Origin of the sequence: Chryseobacterium sp. D764 (assembly GCF_019317325.1) — a bacterium.
In the GTDB taxonomy this organism is placed as follows: Bacteria; Bacteroidota; Bacteroidia; order Flavobacteriales; family Weeksellaceae; genus Chryseobacterium.
On sequence record NZ_CP079219.1, the window covers coordinates 3,126,156 to 3,141,387 of the forward strand.

9 protein-coding genes are annotated in these 15,232 nt (G+C 37.4%); 7 read left to right on the plus strand and 2 right to left on the minus strand.

All coding sequences use genetic code 11. The features are described from left to right. Positions 1 to 26: 26 nt before the first annotated feature. The 6 genes from KYG33_RS14130 (at position 27) to msrA (ending at position 8,787) form a co-directional block, all read left to right on the plus strand. On the plus strand, positions 27 to 2,186 hold the full coding sequence (locus tag KYG33_RS14130) for a TonB-dependent siderophore receptor (protein WP_077413141.1): 2,160 nt from the start codon (positions 27 to 29) through the stop codon (positions 2,184 to 2,186). A gap of 40 nt (positions 2,187 to 2,226) precedes the next feature. Then, positions 2,227 to 3,426 carry a PepSY-associated TM helix domain-containing protein gene (locus KYG33_RS14135; RefSeq protein WP_180564826.1) on the plus strand — a complete coding sequence of 400 codons (1,200 nt, stop codon included), beginning with the start codon at positions 2,227 to 2,229 and terminating at the stop codon, positions 3,424 to 3,426. Beyond that, complete coding sequence (locus KYG33_RS14140) at positions 3,426 to 5,540, plus strand: TonB-dependent receptor (RefSeq protein ID WP_219071944.1); 2,115 nt, start codon at positions 3,426 to 3,428, stop codon at positions 5,538 to 5,540. Before KYG33_RS14135 ends, KYG33_RS14140 begins: the two co-directional genes overlap by 1 nt. 51 nt (positions 5,541 to 5,591) lie before the next feature. Beyond that, positions 5,592 to 6,803, plus strand: a complete 1,212-nt coding sequence (locus tag KYG33_RS14145) for a PepSY-associated TM helix domain-containing protein (RefSeq protein ID WP_219071945.1) — start codon at positions 5,592 to 5,594, stop codon at positions 6,801 to 6,803. A 79-nt stretch (positions 6,804 to 6,882) separates the two neighbouring features. After that, positions 6,883 to 7,851 carry an ROK family protein gene (locus KYG33_RS14150; RefSeq protein ID WP_180564828.1) on the plus strand — a complete coding sequence of 323 codons (969 nt, stop codon included), beginning with the start codon at positions 6,883 to 6,885 and terminating at the stop codon, positions 7,849 to 7,851. Between the two features lie 381 nt (positions 7,852 to 8,232). After that, positions 8,233 to 8,787, plus strand: a complete 555-nt coding sequence (gene msrA / locus KYG33_RS14155; protein WP_219071946.1) for a peptide-methionine (S)-S-oxide reductase MsrA — start codon at positions 8,233 to 8,235, stop codon at positions 8,785 to 8,787. Positions 8,788 to 8,967: 180 nt separating this feature from the next. On the opposite strand, the gene KYG33_RS14160 is transcribed toward msrA, so the two are convergent. Then, positions 8,968 to 10,728, minus strand: coding sequence for a RagB/SusD family nutrient uptake outer membrane protein (locus tag KYG33_RS14160; RefSeq protein ID WP_077413146.1), 1,761 nt, complete (start codon positions 10,726 to 10,728; stop codon positions 8,968 to 8,970). A gap of 18 nt (positions 10,729 to 10,746) precedes the next feature. Further along, positions 10,747 to 13,791, minus strand: coding sequence for a SusC/RagA family TonB-linked outer membrane protein (locus tag KYG33_RS14165; RefSeq protein WP_219071947.1), 3,045 nt, complete (start codon positions 13,789 to 13,791; stop codon positions 10,747 to 10,749). Between the two features lie 330 nt (positions 13,792 to 14,121). Between KYG33_RS14165 and KYG33_RS14170 the strand changes: the two genes are divergently transcribed. Continuing rightward, positions 14,122 to 15,198 (plus strand): phosphatidylinositol-specific phospholipase C1-like protein, encoded by a 1,077-nt coding sequence (locus KYG33_RS14170; RefSeq protein WP_219071948.1) that lies wholly within the window; start codon positions 14,122 to 14,124, stop codon positions 15,196 to 15,198. Positions 15,199 to 15,232: the final 34 nt, after the last annotated feature.

Sequence of the window (15,232 nt, forward strand, 5' to 3'; positions counted from 1 at the left end):
GAGTAAAATTACTCTCCTTATAAACAATGAAAAGAATAACAATAGGAGCTGCACTATTAACATCTATGTTAAGCTTTGCACAGGAAAAAAAAGACACCATCAAATCCAACGATATTGAAGAAGTAGTTGTAAGCGGAAGATATTATCAGAAGTACAAACTGAATGAGGTTTCAGGTTCATTAAGAATCCAGACGCCTATTCTTGAGCTTCCTCAAAATGTACAGTCTGTAAGTTCTCAGGTTCTTGCTGATCAACTTACATTGAACATGTCTGAAGGAATTGTCCGTAACGTAAGTGGGGCAAGAAAAGTGGAGCACTGGGATAATGTATACTCCAATGTTTTCATGAGAGGTGCCAGTATTTCCACTTTTATGAACGGAATGAATGTTTCTTCTACCTGGGGCCCAATCAATCCTGATGCCTCTATCATAGACAGAATAGAGTTTGTAAAAGGTCCAGCCGGATTTATGGGTTCTATGGGAGATCCTGCCGGGTTTTATAATGTTGTAACTAAAAAGCCTACCGGAAAGTTTGCCAACAGTGTACGTTTCACTACGGGAAGTTATAACCTTTTCAGAGGAGAAGCTGATCTGGATGGAGTACTTGTAAAAGACGGTGTTTTAGATTACCGTATCAATCTGATGGGAAGCTCCAACAATTCATGGGTAGAAAATGATAAAACAAGCAAAATCATTGTTGCTCCATCGATTACTTTCAGACCTACGAAGACCACTACATTTACAGCACAATACAACTATCAGTATTTAAAATTCAATCAGCCGGGAGCTTACCTGATGTCTAATGACGGATATGCTTCATTGAATGTACATACCAATTTTAATGATCCGAACTTCAAAAAAACTGAAGTAAAAGATCAGAGTTTATTCTTAAGCTTAGACCAGAAACTGTTCAAAGACTGGGTTTGGAGTACACAGTATGCTTATATGGACCTGAATTATGATGGAGGTTCATGGTGGGGAACTTTTGATCCAGCCAATAAAAATGTTTTAAACAGAACATTAAGCAACTGGCAGGCAAAAGGAAAAAATCATATTTTCCAGACGTATGTAAGAGGAAAGCTTAATACAGGAAATATTGTTCATAAAATAATTGCAGGGTTTGATTATGGAGACAGAAAATACATTGCTGACTTTTCATCTTTTACAGGAGGACCTTTTCCAATTGACATTTATAATGTGAATTATGGAGTGGATCCTTCGGAACTTCCTTCTTCTGATTTTTATAGATTAAACAAATCTGCTCCTTTTTATAATGATCAGGGAGTAAAATATACTTCTTATTACGCTCAGGATCAGATTGAAATGTTTAACAATAAGTTAAGATTAACATTAGCAGGAAGATATACAAGTGGAAAAACCTATTCTGCATATCCTAATCTAAGCCCTGGCACTCCTATAGTACCAGATAAAGCAGGTGAATTTACACCAAGAGTAGGAATAAGTTATTCTATTAATGAAAACTTCTCAGCTTACGGTATCTATGACAAAACTTTTGTTCCACAATCCGGAACTGGAATCAATCAAACATTGATTACAGATCCTTTCAGAGGACAGAATATTGAATTCGGATTAAAGAAAGACTGGTTCGGAGGAAAATGGAATTCTACTTTTGCGGTTTATGAGATCAGAAGACAGAATATTCTTGTATCAGGAAATGCAAATGAAAACAATGGCGTTGCATTTCAGGTTGCTACAGGCGAGCAAAGAGCAAGAGGTTTTGAAACAGATATCAAAGGAGAGATCATCAAAGGTTTGAATATTATTATCAATTATGCTTATACAGATGCAAAAACTATCAAAGACACAGATCCTACAAGAATAGGAATCCAGTCTCCTGGAAATGCAAAAAATGTACAAAATACTTGGGTAAACTACAGGTTTGAAAATGGTCTTATGAAAGGCTTTGGTATTTCAGCAGGGTATCAGTATCAGGGAGGAAGACAATCCTGGTATGGAGTAAGTGCTGCGAAAGATCAGAGCCTTCCGGATTATTTTGATACCAACTTTGGAGTTTCTTATGTTGCCAAGAAATTCGATGTCAATTTAATGTTAAATAATGTCCTTAATAAAAAGCTTTACAGCGGATACAGAGGAGATGCAGGTGAATATGCATGGATCTACAATGCTCCACGTAACTGGAGATTATCAATAGGATATAAATTTTAAAAAATCAAAGGTTAGCCCCTCACGGGGTTAACTTTTTGCTATGAGAAAAAAGCATCATCATAAAAAGAAAGCTCCTTCAAAAAAATGGTCTGCCAAACTGCATTTGTGGTTTGGTTTATCCGTTGGCATCATTGTATTTATTGTCTCTCTTTCAGGGACTTTATATGTTTTTAAGGATGAAATACAGAATACCCTGCGCAAAGACGAGATTTATCTGAAAAAAGACAAGATTGGATCAAAACCTTTACCAATTAACCTTCTTCGTGAAAAAGTATCGCTGGAGCTTAATGAAAAGTATCCGATAAGCGCTGTAGAAATTCCTTTGGACAAAACAAAATCCTATCAGTTTGAATACTATGACAAAAGCAAAAAAGGATGGAACTATTTTCAGCAGGTGCGCATCAATAAGCTGGCTTATGTCAATCAGTATACCGGAGAAATTCTTGCGGTGTACAATGAAAAATATGATGTATTCAATATTCTGAAATATATCCACTGGGGGCTTCTGCTCAATTCAGAATGGGGGCCATACACCGTAGGAATCCCAACTGTTCTTTTTATTATCATGCTGATTACAGGAATTATTTTATGGTGGCCTAAAAATAAAAATGCCAGAAAAGGACGTTTTTGGTTCAATTGGGAAAATGTAAAAAACTGGAAGCGTAAAAACTATGATCTTCATAATATCCTTGGTTTTTATGCATCATTTATTGCCCTGCTTTTAAGTGTTACAGGGCTTTATTTTGCTTATCCTTATGTAAAAAACACTTTTACTTTTGCATTATCCGGCTCATGGGAACTTCCAAAAGAAAAAGAAAGAAAATCACCGGACTCCCTTACGGTTAAGAATGAAGCTGTTTTTGATCTGGCTGCGGCACAGACAGAAAAACTGTATGCAAAATCATCCAGCTTCAGAATTACTCTGAACGGAAAGAATAAAAAAGGAAAAGAACTGAAAAACCTTCCGGTAACCGTTTACGGACTGGATGGAAGATATAGTGAAAGAAATATCCTGACATTTGACAAATACTCCGGAAAACTACTGGCCAACAAACCTCATCACAAGCTCATTACTGCCGAGAAATATTCCAACGCCAATTATGATATCCATACCGGATCCTATTTCGGAATCATTGGAAAAATCATGTGGTTTATTGCCGGCCTCACATGTACATCACTCCCTGTAACCGGATTCCTGGTTTGGTGGGGAAAAAGAAAGAAAAAAGGAAAGAAAATATAATGAAAAAAGCGCTTTTATCAGCTGCCTGCTTAGGAACTACTACCGTTTTTGCTCAGGTAAAAGATACTCTACAAACTAAAAATGTAGACGAGGTTGTAATGACCGCCTCCAGAAAAAAGGAAAATATAAAGGAGGTTCCAAGCTCTATTACAGTTGTAAGAGAAAAACAGATTCAGTCTCAGCTGACTGTTAACTCAGATATTACGAGCATCCTGCAGTATACAGTTCCCAGTTTAGGAACAAATTCCGGGCAGACTTCCAACACAGGGCAGACGTTAAGAGGGCGTCAGGTTTTGGTTTTGATTGATGGGATTCCACAGTCTACCCCACTTCGTAACGGAGCAAGAGATTTAAGGACTATAGACCCTTCTGCAATCGAAAGAATTGAAATAATCAAAGGAGCTTCGTCCATCTATGGTAACGGAGCAGATGGAGGGATCATCAATTATATTACGAAAAGAAACAAAACAGATAAAAAAATTTCTGGGGTTTCACAGATCGGTCTTACAGGACAGCCTTACGGTGGCACTTTAGGAGTAAGAGCCAGCCAGCTTTTATCCGGAAAAATCAACAAATTTGACTATACCCTTTCATTAGCCTACGAAAGAACGGGATATACAAAAGATGGAGATGGCATTTTGATCAGCCCTACTTACAGCATTGCCAAGATGGACAACTACAATGGATTGCTGAAAATAGGATATGATATCAATGAGAATCAAAGAATTGAAGCTTCTTATATTGGCTATTCTTCAAAATCAGACCTGACTGTAGGATTGAAAACAGGAAAATACGGCATCACGCCTACCATTGGTGAAGGAATAGGAAAAGGGTTGGAAACCACACCTCAGGGAACTCCGAAAAACCACAACATCAGAGTGAGCTATGATAATAAGAACCTGTTTGCAGGAACTTCTTTAAATATTAATCTTTATTATCAGGATTTTAAAACCGTTTACGGATATAGTGACACATTCTTCAATGGTGGGCAATCCAATGTTATTTCCCATAAAAAAGGGGCAAGAATCAACCTGGATACCCAACTATGGAATTCTCCGAATTCACAGGGAGAAATCATCTACGGAGCTGATATTCTGAATGATGAAACCGTACAAAAACTGGAAGACGGACGTTTCTGGACCCCTAATATGAGCATGACCAATATCGCTCCTTTCGTATTGGTAAAAATTGATCTTTTCAAAAAATTTACCATCAAAGGAGGTCTTCGTTACGAAAACATCAAAGTGAATGTAGATGATTTCAACACGCTTTCTACCCTTAAAAGTGACGGAACTTTCACCAAAAGCATTCCTGTAGCCGGCGGAAAACTGAGCTATAATGCGTTGGTGGGAAATATCGGAGTACGTTATAATATTGAACCTTATATCAACCTTTTTGGAAGTTTTTCTCAAGCCTACTCCATCAATGAGTTAGGCAGAATTTTGAGAACCTCAACTTCTGAAACGATTAATAGCCTGGAAACGAAACCAATTATTGTTAACAATTATGAATTGGGGGCGACAGGACAGCTTTCCAGCTGGCTGAATTATGAACTGACGTCTTATGTGAGTACATCCAAGCTAGGAGCATCATTTGTACAGAGCCCGGACAGAGCGCTGATGATTCAGAGATCTCCCGAAATTGTATACGGAGTGGAAGGATTTTTACACTTCACCCCTACAAAATGGATTCAGTTTGGAGGAAGCTACAGCTGGATGGAAGGCATTACTTCTGTAAAAGATGATGGTGATTATTCCGCAAAAATCAATAACAGCAGAATTTCTGCTCCTAAAGTTCTGGCTTATGTACAGGCAAGACCTGTTCCGGCATTATCAGTTGGTTTAGATATGCTTCATTCTTTCCAGCAAAACAGATTCGAGCCTAATGCAAAAACAGGATTATATGCCTATGGAGAAGGATATGTTCCTGAGTATACCGTTTTCAATTTCAAATCAAGCTATGAAGTTAACAACAACTGGAGGGTATCATTAGGAATTGAAAACCTTTTCAATAAAGTATATCAGCCTGCCATTTCATGGTGGACAGCAAGAGACAGTGACTTTACGAATGCTCTTGGATTGAGAGGAACATTTATGATTGAATACAAATTTTAATTAAACTAAATAAAAAGTAAAGCATATCTTTGCTTTACTTTTTACTGCTATATGAAGAAAAATCATCATCATAAAAAGAAACCGGGATTCTTTAAGAAATGGTCTGCCAAACTACACCTTTGGTTCGGATTGGGAATAGGTTTTCTGATCTTTATTATCTCTATCACCGGAGCCTTGTACGTTTTTAAGGACGAAGTGGAAAACATCACCCGAAAAGATGTTATCTATCATCAGGAGCAAAATATAGAACAGAAACAGGTACTTCCTATCAGAGTAATGGAAAAAGCTGTTGCAGAACAGGTCAAGGAAAAATATCCGATTCACTGGGTAAATGTTCCTATTGACAAAAAGATGTCCTATATGTTCTTCTGGTATGAACATAATACGGATGCCTGGAATTATTTTGATGAATTTCCTATCTATAAACAAGCTTATGTAAACCCATACACCGGGAAAGTACTAAGAGTTTATGATGAAAAAAACGGTTTCTTCAATATCGTAAAAATGATCCACTGGAGCTACCTTTTAAAACAGGATTGGGGAACTTATGTGGTAGGTATTCCGGTTATTATTTTTATCATTATGCTGATCTCCGGGATCATTCTATGGTGGCCTAAGAACAAAGCAGCAAGAAAACAGCGTTTTGCCTTCAAATGGAAAAACATTAAAAGCTGGAAGCGTAAGAACTATGACCTTCATAATGTGCTGGGTTTTTATGCATCTATTTTTGCTTTGATCTTCTCCATTACAGGTCTTTTCTATGCATTTTTTGTCGTTCAGGCGATGATCTATGTCATCTTTTCAGGAGGAGAAACAAAGTACCCGGACTTTTCCCATATCAAGACAAAGGCTCCTATTGAGCTGAGAACAGAAGGTACATTGGATAAAATCATTAATACAGTACAGACAAAATATCCTGATTCCTATGGTTTTGCTATAGATTTAGGCCACCCACATATGGATGATCATGAGCATCCCAACTTTGAGGTCTATGTGAAACATCTTTCTTATTCTTATCATAAAAGCAGCAGCTTAATCTTTGATGAAAACTCTGGAGAATTGCTGCACACTCATGATCCGAAGGACAAAAATTTTGGAGAAAAAGCGGTGAGTGCCAATTATGACATCCACGTAGGTGCTATTTTGGGCCTTCCTACTAAGATTATTGCCTTTATTGTAAGTCTTATCTGTGCTTCTCTTCCGGTTACCGGATTTATGATCTGGTGGGGTAGAAAAAAGAAAAAACCGTTAAAAACAGCTTAACATACTAAATAAAATCCAGTTAATAATCCATTAATACAATCTTTTTTATAATTTTAGCCCCTAGAATTTAATAATAGAAATGTCATTAATAGATTTATCAAAACAAGTTGCCCTTGGAGTTGACATCGGCGGAACCAATACTAAATTCGGAATCGTAAACCACCGTGGAGAAGTTCTGGATAAAGGAAATCTGAGAACCGATGCTTATGACAAAGTTGAGGATTTCATCGATGCGTTATATGAAAGTGTTCGTCCAATGATGGAAAAATATGGTACTGAAGCACACTTTGACGGAATCGGAGTAGGAGCTCCTAATGCAAACTACTATAAAGGAACCATAGAATTAGCTCCAAACCTTCCATGGAAAGGGGTAATTCCTTTTGCTGAGCTTATGAAAGCAAAATTCGGCCTTCCTTGTACAGTGACCAATGATGCCAATGCTGCAGCCCTGGGGGAAATGCTTTTCGGAGCAGCCAGAGGAATGAAAGATTTCATCATGATTACGTTGGGAACAGGAGTAGGAAGTGGAATTATCGCCAACGGAAGTTTAATCTATGGGCACGACGGATTTGCCGGAGAGTTGGGTCACACCATTGTAAAGCCAGGCGGAAGAAAACATTGGAGCACAGGATCTGAAGGAAGTCTGGAAGCTTATGCTTCTGCAACCGGTATTACCATTACAGCAAAGAAAATGAGAGCTGAGTTTCCGGAATCTATGCTGAACCAGTATCCTGAAGATGAAATCAATTCTAAAACAGTATATGAATGTGCTATCAAAGAAGACCCAATTGCTATTGAAGTTTTCAGATATACAGGTCAGAAATTGGGTGAAGCAATAGCCAATTTTGTGATGTTCTCTTCCCCGCAAGCCATTCTTTTATTTGGCGGAGTGATCAAAGCAGGAGATTTTATTTTGAAACCAGCTAAACTTCATATGGAAAGAAACCTTCTTCCTATCTTCAGAAATAAAGTACAACTTGTTTTCAGTGAACTTGACGAAGCAGATGCTGCCATTCTTGGAGCAAGTGCTTTGGTTTGGGAAAAATAACTGAACCTTTTTAAATAATATAGAGCATCCTTCTTAGGGTGCTTTTTTTGTGATTATTTGTGAAAACATTGGTGTTATTGGTCTTGGAATTAAAAAACAGAAGACGAAAAAACATCTTAAAGATTAAATTTAATTGAAATGCTTCGACTCCGCTCAGCATGACATTGCTAATATTAATATCTTTAAAATAACTTCGAAGATGATCTGTTTGATTTATATCCTATATTTATTCATAAAATGGTTTACAAATCATTTGTCACATCTATCACGACAATTTAAGTTTAAGAGGTTAAAATCATATTCAAATGGAAAAGTTTTTCCTATTTTTGATCAGTCTTTTCCGGATAAGGAAAGGATTATAAAACAATATAATTACCAAAAATGGACAACAATAATTTAGAGCAGATTACTTTCGGTGGTGGATGTTTCTGGTGTGTGGAAAGCTGTTTCAATATGCTGAAAGGAGTACAATCCGCTATTTCGGGATATTCAGGAGGACATAAAGATAACCCGACTTATCAGGAAGTTTGTACCGGTGAAACGGGACATGCAGAAGTTGTACAGATCACTTATGATCCTGCTGTTATTTCTTATGAACAATTGATGGATGTATTTTTCTTCCTTCATGATCCTACTCAACTCAACAGACAGGGGAATGATGTAGGAACTCAATACCGTTCTGTGATTTATTATAAAGATGCTGCTGAGAAGGCTAAAGCTGAAGCAGCCATCAAAGTATCTCAGGAATCAGGAAGATGGGCTGGTACTTATGTGACAGAACTGACTCAATTCGAAAAATTCTGGCCCGCAGAACAATATCATCAGGGATATTACAATGAAAACCCAACACAGCCTTATTGCAGCGCTGTAGTAGGTCCAAAAATCCAGAAGTTCAAAAAGCATTACGGAGAATTGGAAATGCTGAACGCAGAGTAAAAAAATTGCTTTTTAAATTTTGGCTAAAGCCAGATTGATAATGTATATTGAGTTAAACGGACTAAAGTCCGCTCCTATTGATATCAATAGAACGGCTACAAACCGATACAAAATAACAGAAGCGAGGAGGAAATCTCTTCGCTTCTGTTTACGCAAAAATAATTGTTTATATGAAAAAAACTAATATCCTGGGTTTTGAGCGAAATCTTTTGAAGCATCAAGGGTTGCCTGAGGAATCGGGAAAATTCTTCTGTAGGGCTGAGTAGCTGCTTTTGCAGTTCCCGGCAAATCAAATTTTCCGAACCTGATCATTGCCTTTCTTCTGTACATTTCCCAATACAATTCATATCCTGATTCTTTAAAAAGAGCATCAGCATCCAAAGAAGTAAGTGCAACTCCCGGGGCATTATTCTTCAAAGCATCATTCGTTCTTATTGTTCTTAATTTATTAACATCAGCCAGCGCTCCCGATACGTTCCCGTTTCTGAAAAAGGCCTCTGCTCTCATCATATAGATGGTTCCTAATCTGTATAATGGAACATCCATTCCGCTTGTTCCGTTGTTTCCATAACCAGGATCAAATTCAAACTTGAAATTTCTTACTCCTCTGTTGATCTGAGCCTGTGTAAATACCGCCTCTGAAGGATTATCAAAATTCAGGTCCGGAGTAAAATCTGCGGCAAGTGTTGTATTTTTTTCTGTGAATAGCTTATACACTTTAATTCTTCCATCGGCCGTTAAGTCGAAGTTACCATTGGCAAGAATTTTAGGTCCATATTGCTGCCCAACCTGTAATCCCCTGTTGAAGTGAAACCATGGTTTTCCTGTTCCTTCCACTTTACTTGTTGATGGCACACTTACATCAGTTCCGTCATTTCTGAACCATGTTCCGTCTTCATACTGATAGGTTCTCTGGAAACGCGGGTCATCATGATTTCCATTCCATGAATAATAAAATTCCGGAGTAACGCAATTTGCATTGGTTCCCCTGTTATCAGGCGACGGCTTCTGGATTCTTTCCATAGACATATATGCAAGATCATTGTCTGCATTTCTGTTGGAATTCTTTTTCTGAACAATAGTAAAGATCATTTCCTTACTTGTATCATTGTTGATATCAAAATTGTGGAAGTAATTTGATTCTAAACTAAAAAGACCTCCATTAATCAGCATATCAGAATACTTGATGACCATCTCCATATCATTCCCTCCTCCGCTTAAAGCCTGCTCCTTAAAGTTAAAACTACCTGCCGTCTTGTTCTTTAAAACCGCTCTGTTAAGATACATATCAGCCAATAATGCATACGCTGCCTGTTTTGTAAACCTTCCTGCATGTGTATTCTGGGTTTTAATATCTGCCAGATTTGGAATAAGACCTTCCACTTCAGTGATTAATGCATCAATGGTAGATTCAGCCTTTCTGATCTGTATGGGAGCATTTAAATTATCCGGATCTCTGTACGGAGCCTGTCCATACAAATCGATTGTTGTATACGTGTAAAATGCCAATAACCCTTTTGCTTCAGCCAGAAATAAAGTCTTATTATTGATCGTACTCTTGTTGATACTTCCTATAGCAAACAGAGATTTTGTAATTCCTGAGTTCAGCTGATTCCAGGTGGTTTTTACCACATCATTATTCGCGTCCCAGGTAAATTCGTGCATCGCTCTCCATTTTCCTCCATCTCCCCAGTCACTTCCTCTTGTTGGCAAAATGGCTTCATCGGTAGAATATTCCTGTAAGGCAAACACACTTCCATGGTCTACAAAAGTCCCGTCACCAAGCTGTCCGTAAGCCGCAGCAAGAGATGCTTCAGGGTCTGCATTTTCAGTTCCCATTACCTCATCAATTACTTTTTCATCCAGATTGGTACATCCCACTAAAGACATTACTGCAATGGACAAAACGATTTTATTTAGATTTAAAAATTTAGATTTCATGATTTCTTTTAACTTAAATTAAAATTTAATAGTAGCTCCCAAAATGAAAGTTTTCGCAGACGGGTAGGTCGTATAATCAATTCCTAAAGACTGATTTCCCTGCACCTGCTTGTTGGTGTCAACAAGTGGATCGTATCCTGAATAATTAGTAATTGTAAATAGATTCTGTGCACTTACATACAGATTGATACTTTTCAAAAATTTCAATTGATTCATGTCAAAAGTATATCCTAATCTTACATTGCTTAAGCGAATAAAGTCTGATTTTTCAAGGTATAAAGAAGATAATTGCGGCTGATTGGCAAAGCTTGCTCCTGAGTCATAATATTTCTTCAACACGTTTCTGTCTGAAGCTAAATTGTTGATATTTAAGTCCAAAGCCGTATTATTCACCAAATACCCTCCCGTTTGCCCAATGAAAGAGAATGCAAAATCAAACTTCTTGTATTTCATATAAGAATTGATCCCGAAAGTAAAATTGGGAATCGCTCCTTCAAAAATCTTTCTGTCATTCGGGTCAATCTTTCCGTCTCCGTTCAGATCTTCATAGATATATTTTCCGTTGGCATCAATCCCCAAATAATTGTACATATAGAAAGATCCTGCTTCATATCCGTTTCTGTAGATATTTGCGGTAACGCCTGAAAGCCCTGGTCCGGAAACTTCACCGGAATTAATTCCGGAAACCGGAAGATCTTTCACCACATTATTTACAGTAGCTCCATTGATATCAAGATTCCATGTAAAGTTTTCGTTTTTAATAATTTCTGAACCTAAAGAGAATTCAAAACCTTTATTAACGATTTTCCCGTCGGCATTCAGCCAGACAAAATCTGTGGGGCTTAATGGAGTGGAAGGAATAAATAATATCGGGTTTTTGGTGGTTTTGTTGTAGTATTCCAATGAACCGTACAGTTTGTTTCTGAACAAGCTGAAATCCAATCCAATATTGGTTTGCGCTACAATTTCCCATTTCAGATTGGGATTGGGTGTTCTTACCACCTGAACTCCATTGATCAGATTTAAGTTATCATACAAATAGTATCCTGCACTTTGTGATAACAGATAACTTGCTTTTGTAATTTTATTGAGAACTTCCTGATTTCCTGTCTCTCCCCAGCTCCCTCTTAACTTCAACTCATTGATAAATGAAACATCTTTCAGAAAATTTTCTTTTGAAATGGTCCAGCCTGCAGCCACTGACGGGAAATATCCATATTTATTGTTATCTCCAAAACGTGTGGAACCATCGGCTCTTAATGAAGCTGTTAAGAAATATTTTTTATCAAAATTATAATTTACTCTTCCGAAGTAAGACTGCAGTTCATTTTCCTGAGAAGTTCCCGGCTGTGGAATAAATACGTCTCCGGAATATCCAGGATTAATTTCCGGCGAAATCCCCGCTCCCTGGTTAACAAAGTTTCTTACACCAAGATAAGTAGCAGTAGCTTTAAACTTCTGATAAGAAAAACCTCCTAATACGCTGAAATTATGTCTGTTTAAGCTAAGGTCATACGTTAAATAATGCTCCAAAAGAATATTATAAGAATCCAGATTGGCCTGTGAATAGATTCCTTTTGGACTTCTGTCTGTAATATTCGGGAACATTGTTGTGTTTCTTTCTGACAAGCTTCTGTCCACCCCTAAATTAAATTTATAATTCAATCCGGGTAAAATTCTCAACGTTGCTTCTGTATTCCCCAACACTCTGAAAGTATTCGTCTTATCTTCGTAAACGCTCAATAAATAAAGTGGATTGTAATGGGCGTTCATATTGAAATTGGTATAATTTCCATTTTGGTCATAGACAGAACGCGTAGGATTGGCCATTAAAGCATGAATAATGAGCTGTCCATCAGACCCTGCATTTCCACCGTTTGGAATTCCCGTTTCTCTGATATCACTGGCCGTAAGATTCAGTTTAACCTTTAATCTCTTGTTATCAAAGAAAGATTCTTCTGCATTCAAACGGGCTGTTGTTCTTTTAAAGCTGCTGTTCAGGACTATACCGTCCTGATCCATGTGAGAAAGGGATGCAAAATAATTCCCTGTTTCTGTAGCCTTTGAGAATGATACGGAATGATTGGATGAGACCGCATTTCTGTAGATTTCATCCTGCCAATCTGTATTTCCGCCATGATCATACGATTTATCAATCCCTGCCGCTCTGTATTCATCGGCAGTCATCAGATCTAATTTCTTAATCACTGAAGAAAAACCTAAATACGTATCGTACGTAAACATTGGTTCTCCTTTCTTTCCCCTTTTTGTTGTTACCAAAACAACACCGTTTGAACCTCTTGCTCCATAGATTGCAGCGGCAGAAGCATCTTTCAAAACCGTGATGGATTCGATATCACTTGTATTCAAAAAGTTGAGCGGATTCTTTGCAGTTGTATTTCCAAGTCCTACATTCGGACTTTGTGCACTTACCGGATCATTATTCAAAGGAATACCGTCCACAACGAATAATGGTGTACTTCCGCTTCGGATGGAACCAATACCTCTGATGGAAACATTCACTCCTGCTCCGGGTTCACCACTCGACTGAACAATACGGACACCTGCAATTTTTCCCTGCATCAGATTATCCACGGAAATGTTCATTCCTTCTTTGAAATTTTCTGCTTTCAGCTGGCTTACAGCTCCTGTTAAATCAGATTTTTTCTGAGAACCATATCCAACCAGAGTTACCTCTTCAATAGAGGTTGAGCCCTTTTTGGATTCTAATTTTATGGAAACTGAAGTACTGGAGATATTCACCATCTGTTCTCCATATCCGTCATATGAAATGGATAAGGTCTGCCCAATGCTGGCCGAAATTGAAAAGTTTCCTGATGAGTCGGTAGAAACAGTATCTCCGGTTTCTACAACAGTCACTTTTGCGCCTTCTATTGCAGAACCATTCTGATCCGTTACATTTCCGGAAATGGTTTCGTTTACCTGCGAAAACACAGGATAGTTTGAAGTAAATCCTTTAGCATCAGCTTGGTGGGCCACCAAAAAAATTAATGCAATCGGGATTAGCTTTTTAAACTTAAAAAAATTAATTTTGTGGTACATATCAATAAGTAAAGTAATTGCAAGACGTTACATTGCTTATCAAAAAGCCGCTGTTGTTCCCGCAACAGTGGTTTTCTTTTCAGGCAACGGTTAGTTTTTATTTCGGCATACAAAGTAAAAGGATCTGCTACAAATCTATTTTAACATAATATTATCTTAAAGTCAACAAAATATAAATATCTCAAATTGAGAGAATATAAACTTGTTATATATCAAACATTTATGCACCCCTATTTTTTCAACATTCACAGAATTTTAAAAATTACTTAACATAATATACAAATCATCACCAACAAAGAGTCCTTAATTTCGCATATAAAATGTATAGAAATGAAAAAGGCTGTTTTTCTTGGTATCTGTTTATCTTCATTTAACCTTTATTGGTCACAATCTCAGCAACTCGATGAGCTTAAGATCAATGAAATTCAGATAATTGGCTCTCACAATTCTTATAAAAAAGCCATTCTACCTGAAGTATACCATTATTTATCCCAAAAAGATACTCAGAACTCTTTACCGAAGATTCAATATGAACACATTCCTATTCCTCAGCAGCTGGATCTTGGGCTTAGAAATCTTGAGATTGATGTCTATGCAGACAGCAAAGGAGAAAAATATGCCCATCCGAAAATTCTGGATCTTGTAAAGACCACCGAATCTTTTGATCCGGAAGGAAAAATGAAAAAACCGGGTTACAAGATGATTCATATTACGGATATTGATTTTCAGACCTGGTATTATACGCTGGAAGAATGTCTGAAGGATTTGAAAAAATGGTCTGACAGGCATCCTGATCACGATCCGGTTTTTATCACGCTTGAACCCAAAGATGGAAAAGCAAATCAATTCGGGACAGAGCCTGAGCATTATACCAATCAGCTTTTTAATGATCTGGATAATGAACTGAAAAAGTACCTAGGAAAAGAGAAAATTATTACACCGGATGATATCAGAGGTTCTTATAAAACGCTGAACGAAGCTGTTTTAAATAAAAACTGGCCAAAAGTAAAAGATGCCAAGGGAAAGTTTCTTTTTGTCTTAGATAACAATGGAGAAAACAGGGATCTGTACGCAATGGATCATCCTTCATTGAAAGGAAGAATGATTTTCACCAACTCCACTCCCGGAACTCAAGAATCGGCTGTTCTGTTTATGAATGAACCGAAGAAGGACGATGTGATAATCAAAGATCTGGTTAAAAAAGGATATATCATCCGTACCAGAGCCGATGCGGATACGATGGAAGCACGAAGTGAGGATTATTCAAGATTTGAAAAAGCAAAGGAAAGCGGTGCACAAATTATCACTACAGATTATTATTATCCCAGCAAATTATTCAAATCCAACTATAAGGTGGGTTTTGACAACAATACCTATGAAAGAAAAAATCCTATAACGGGAAATTAATCCTGTTTTGCTATTAGATTTATAATTGAGGAGG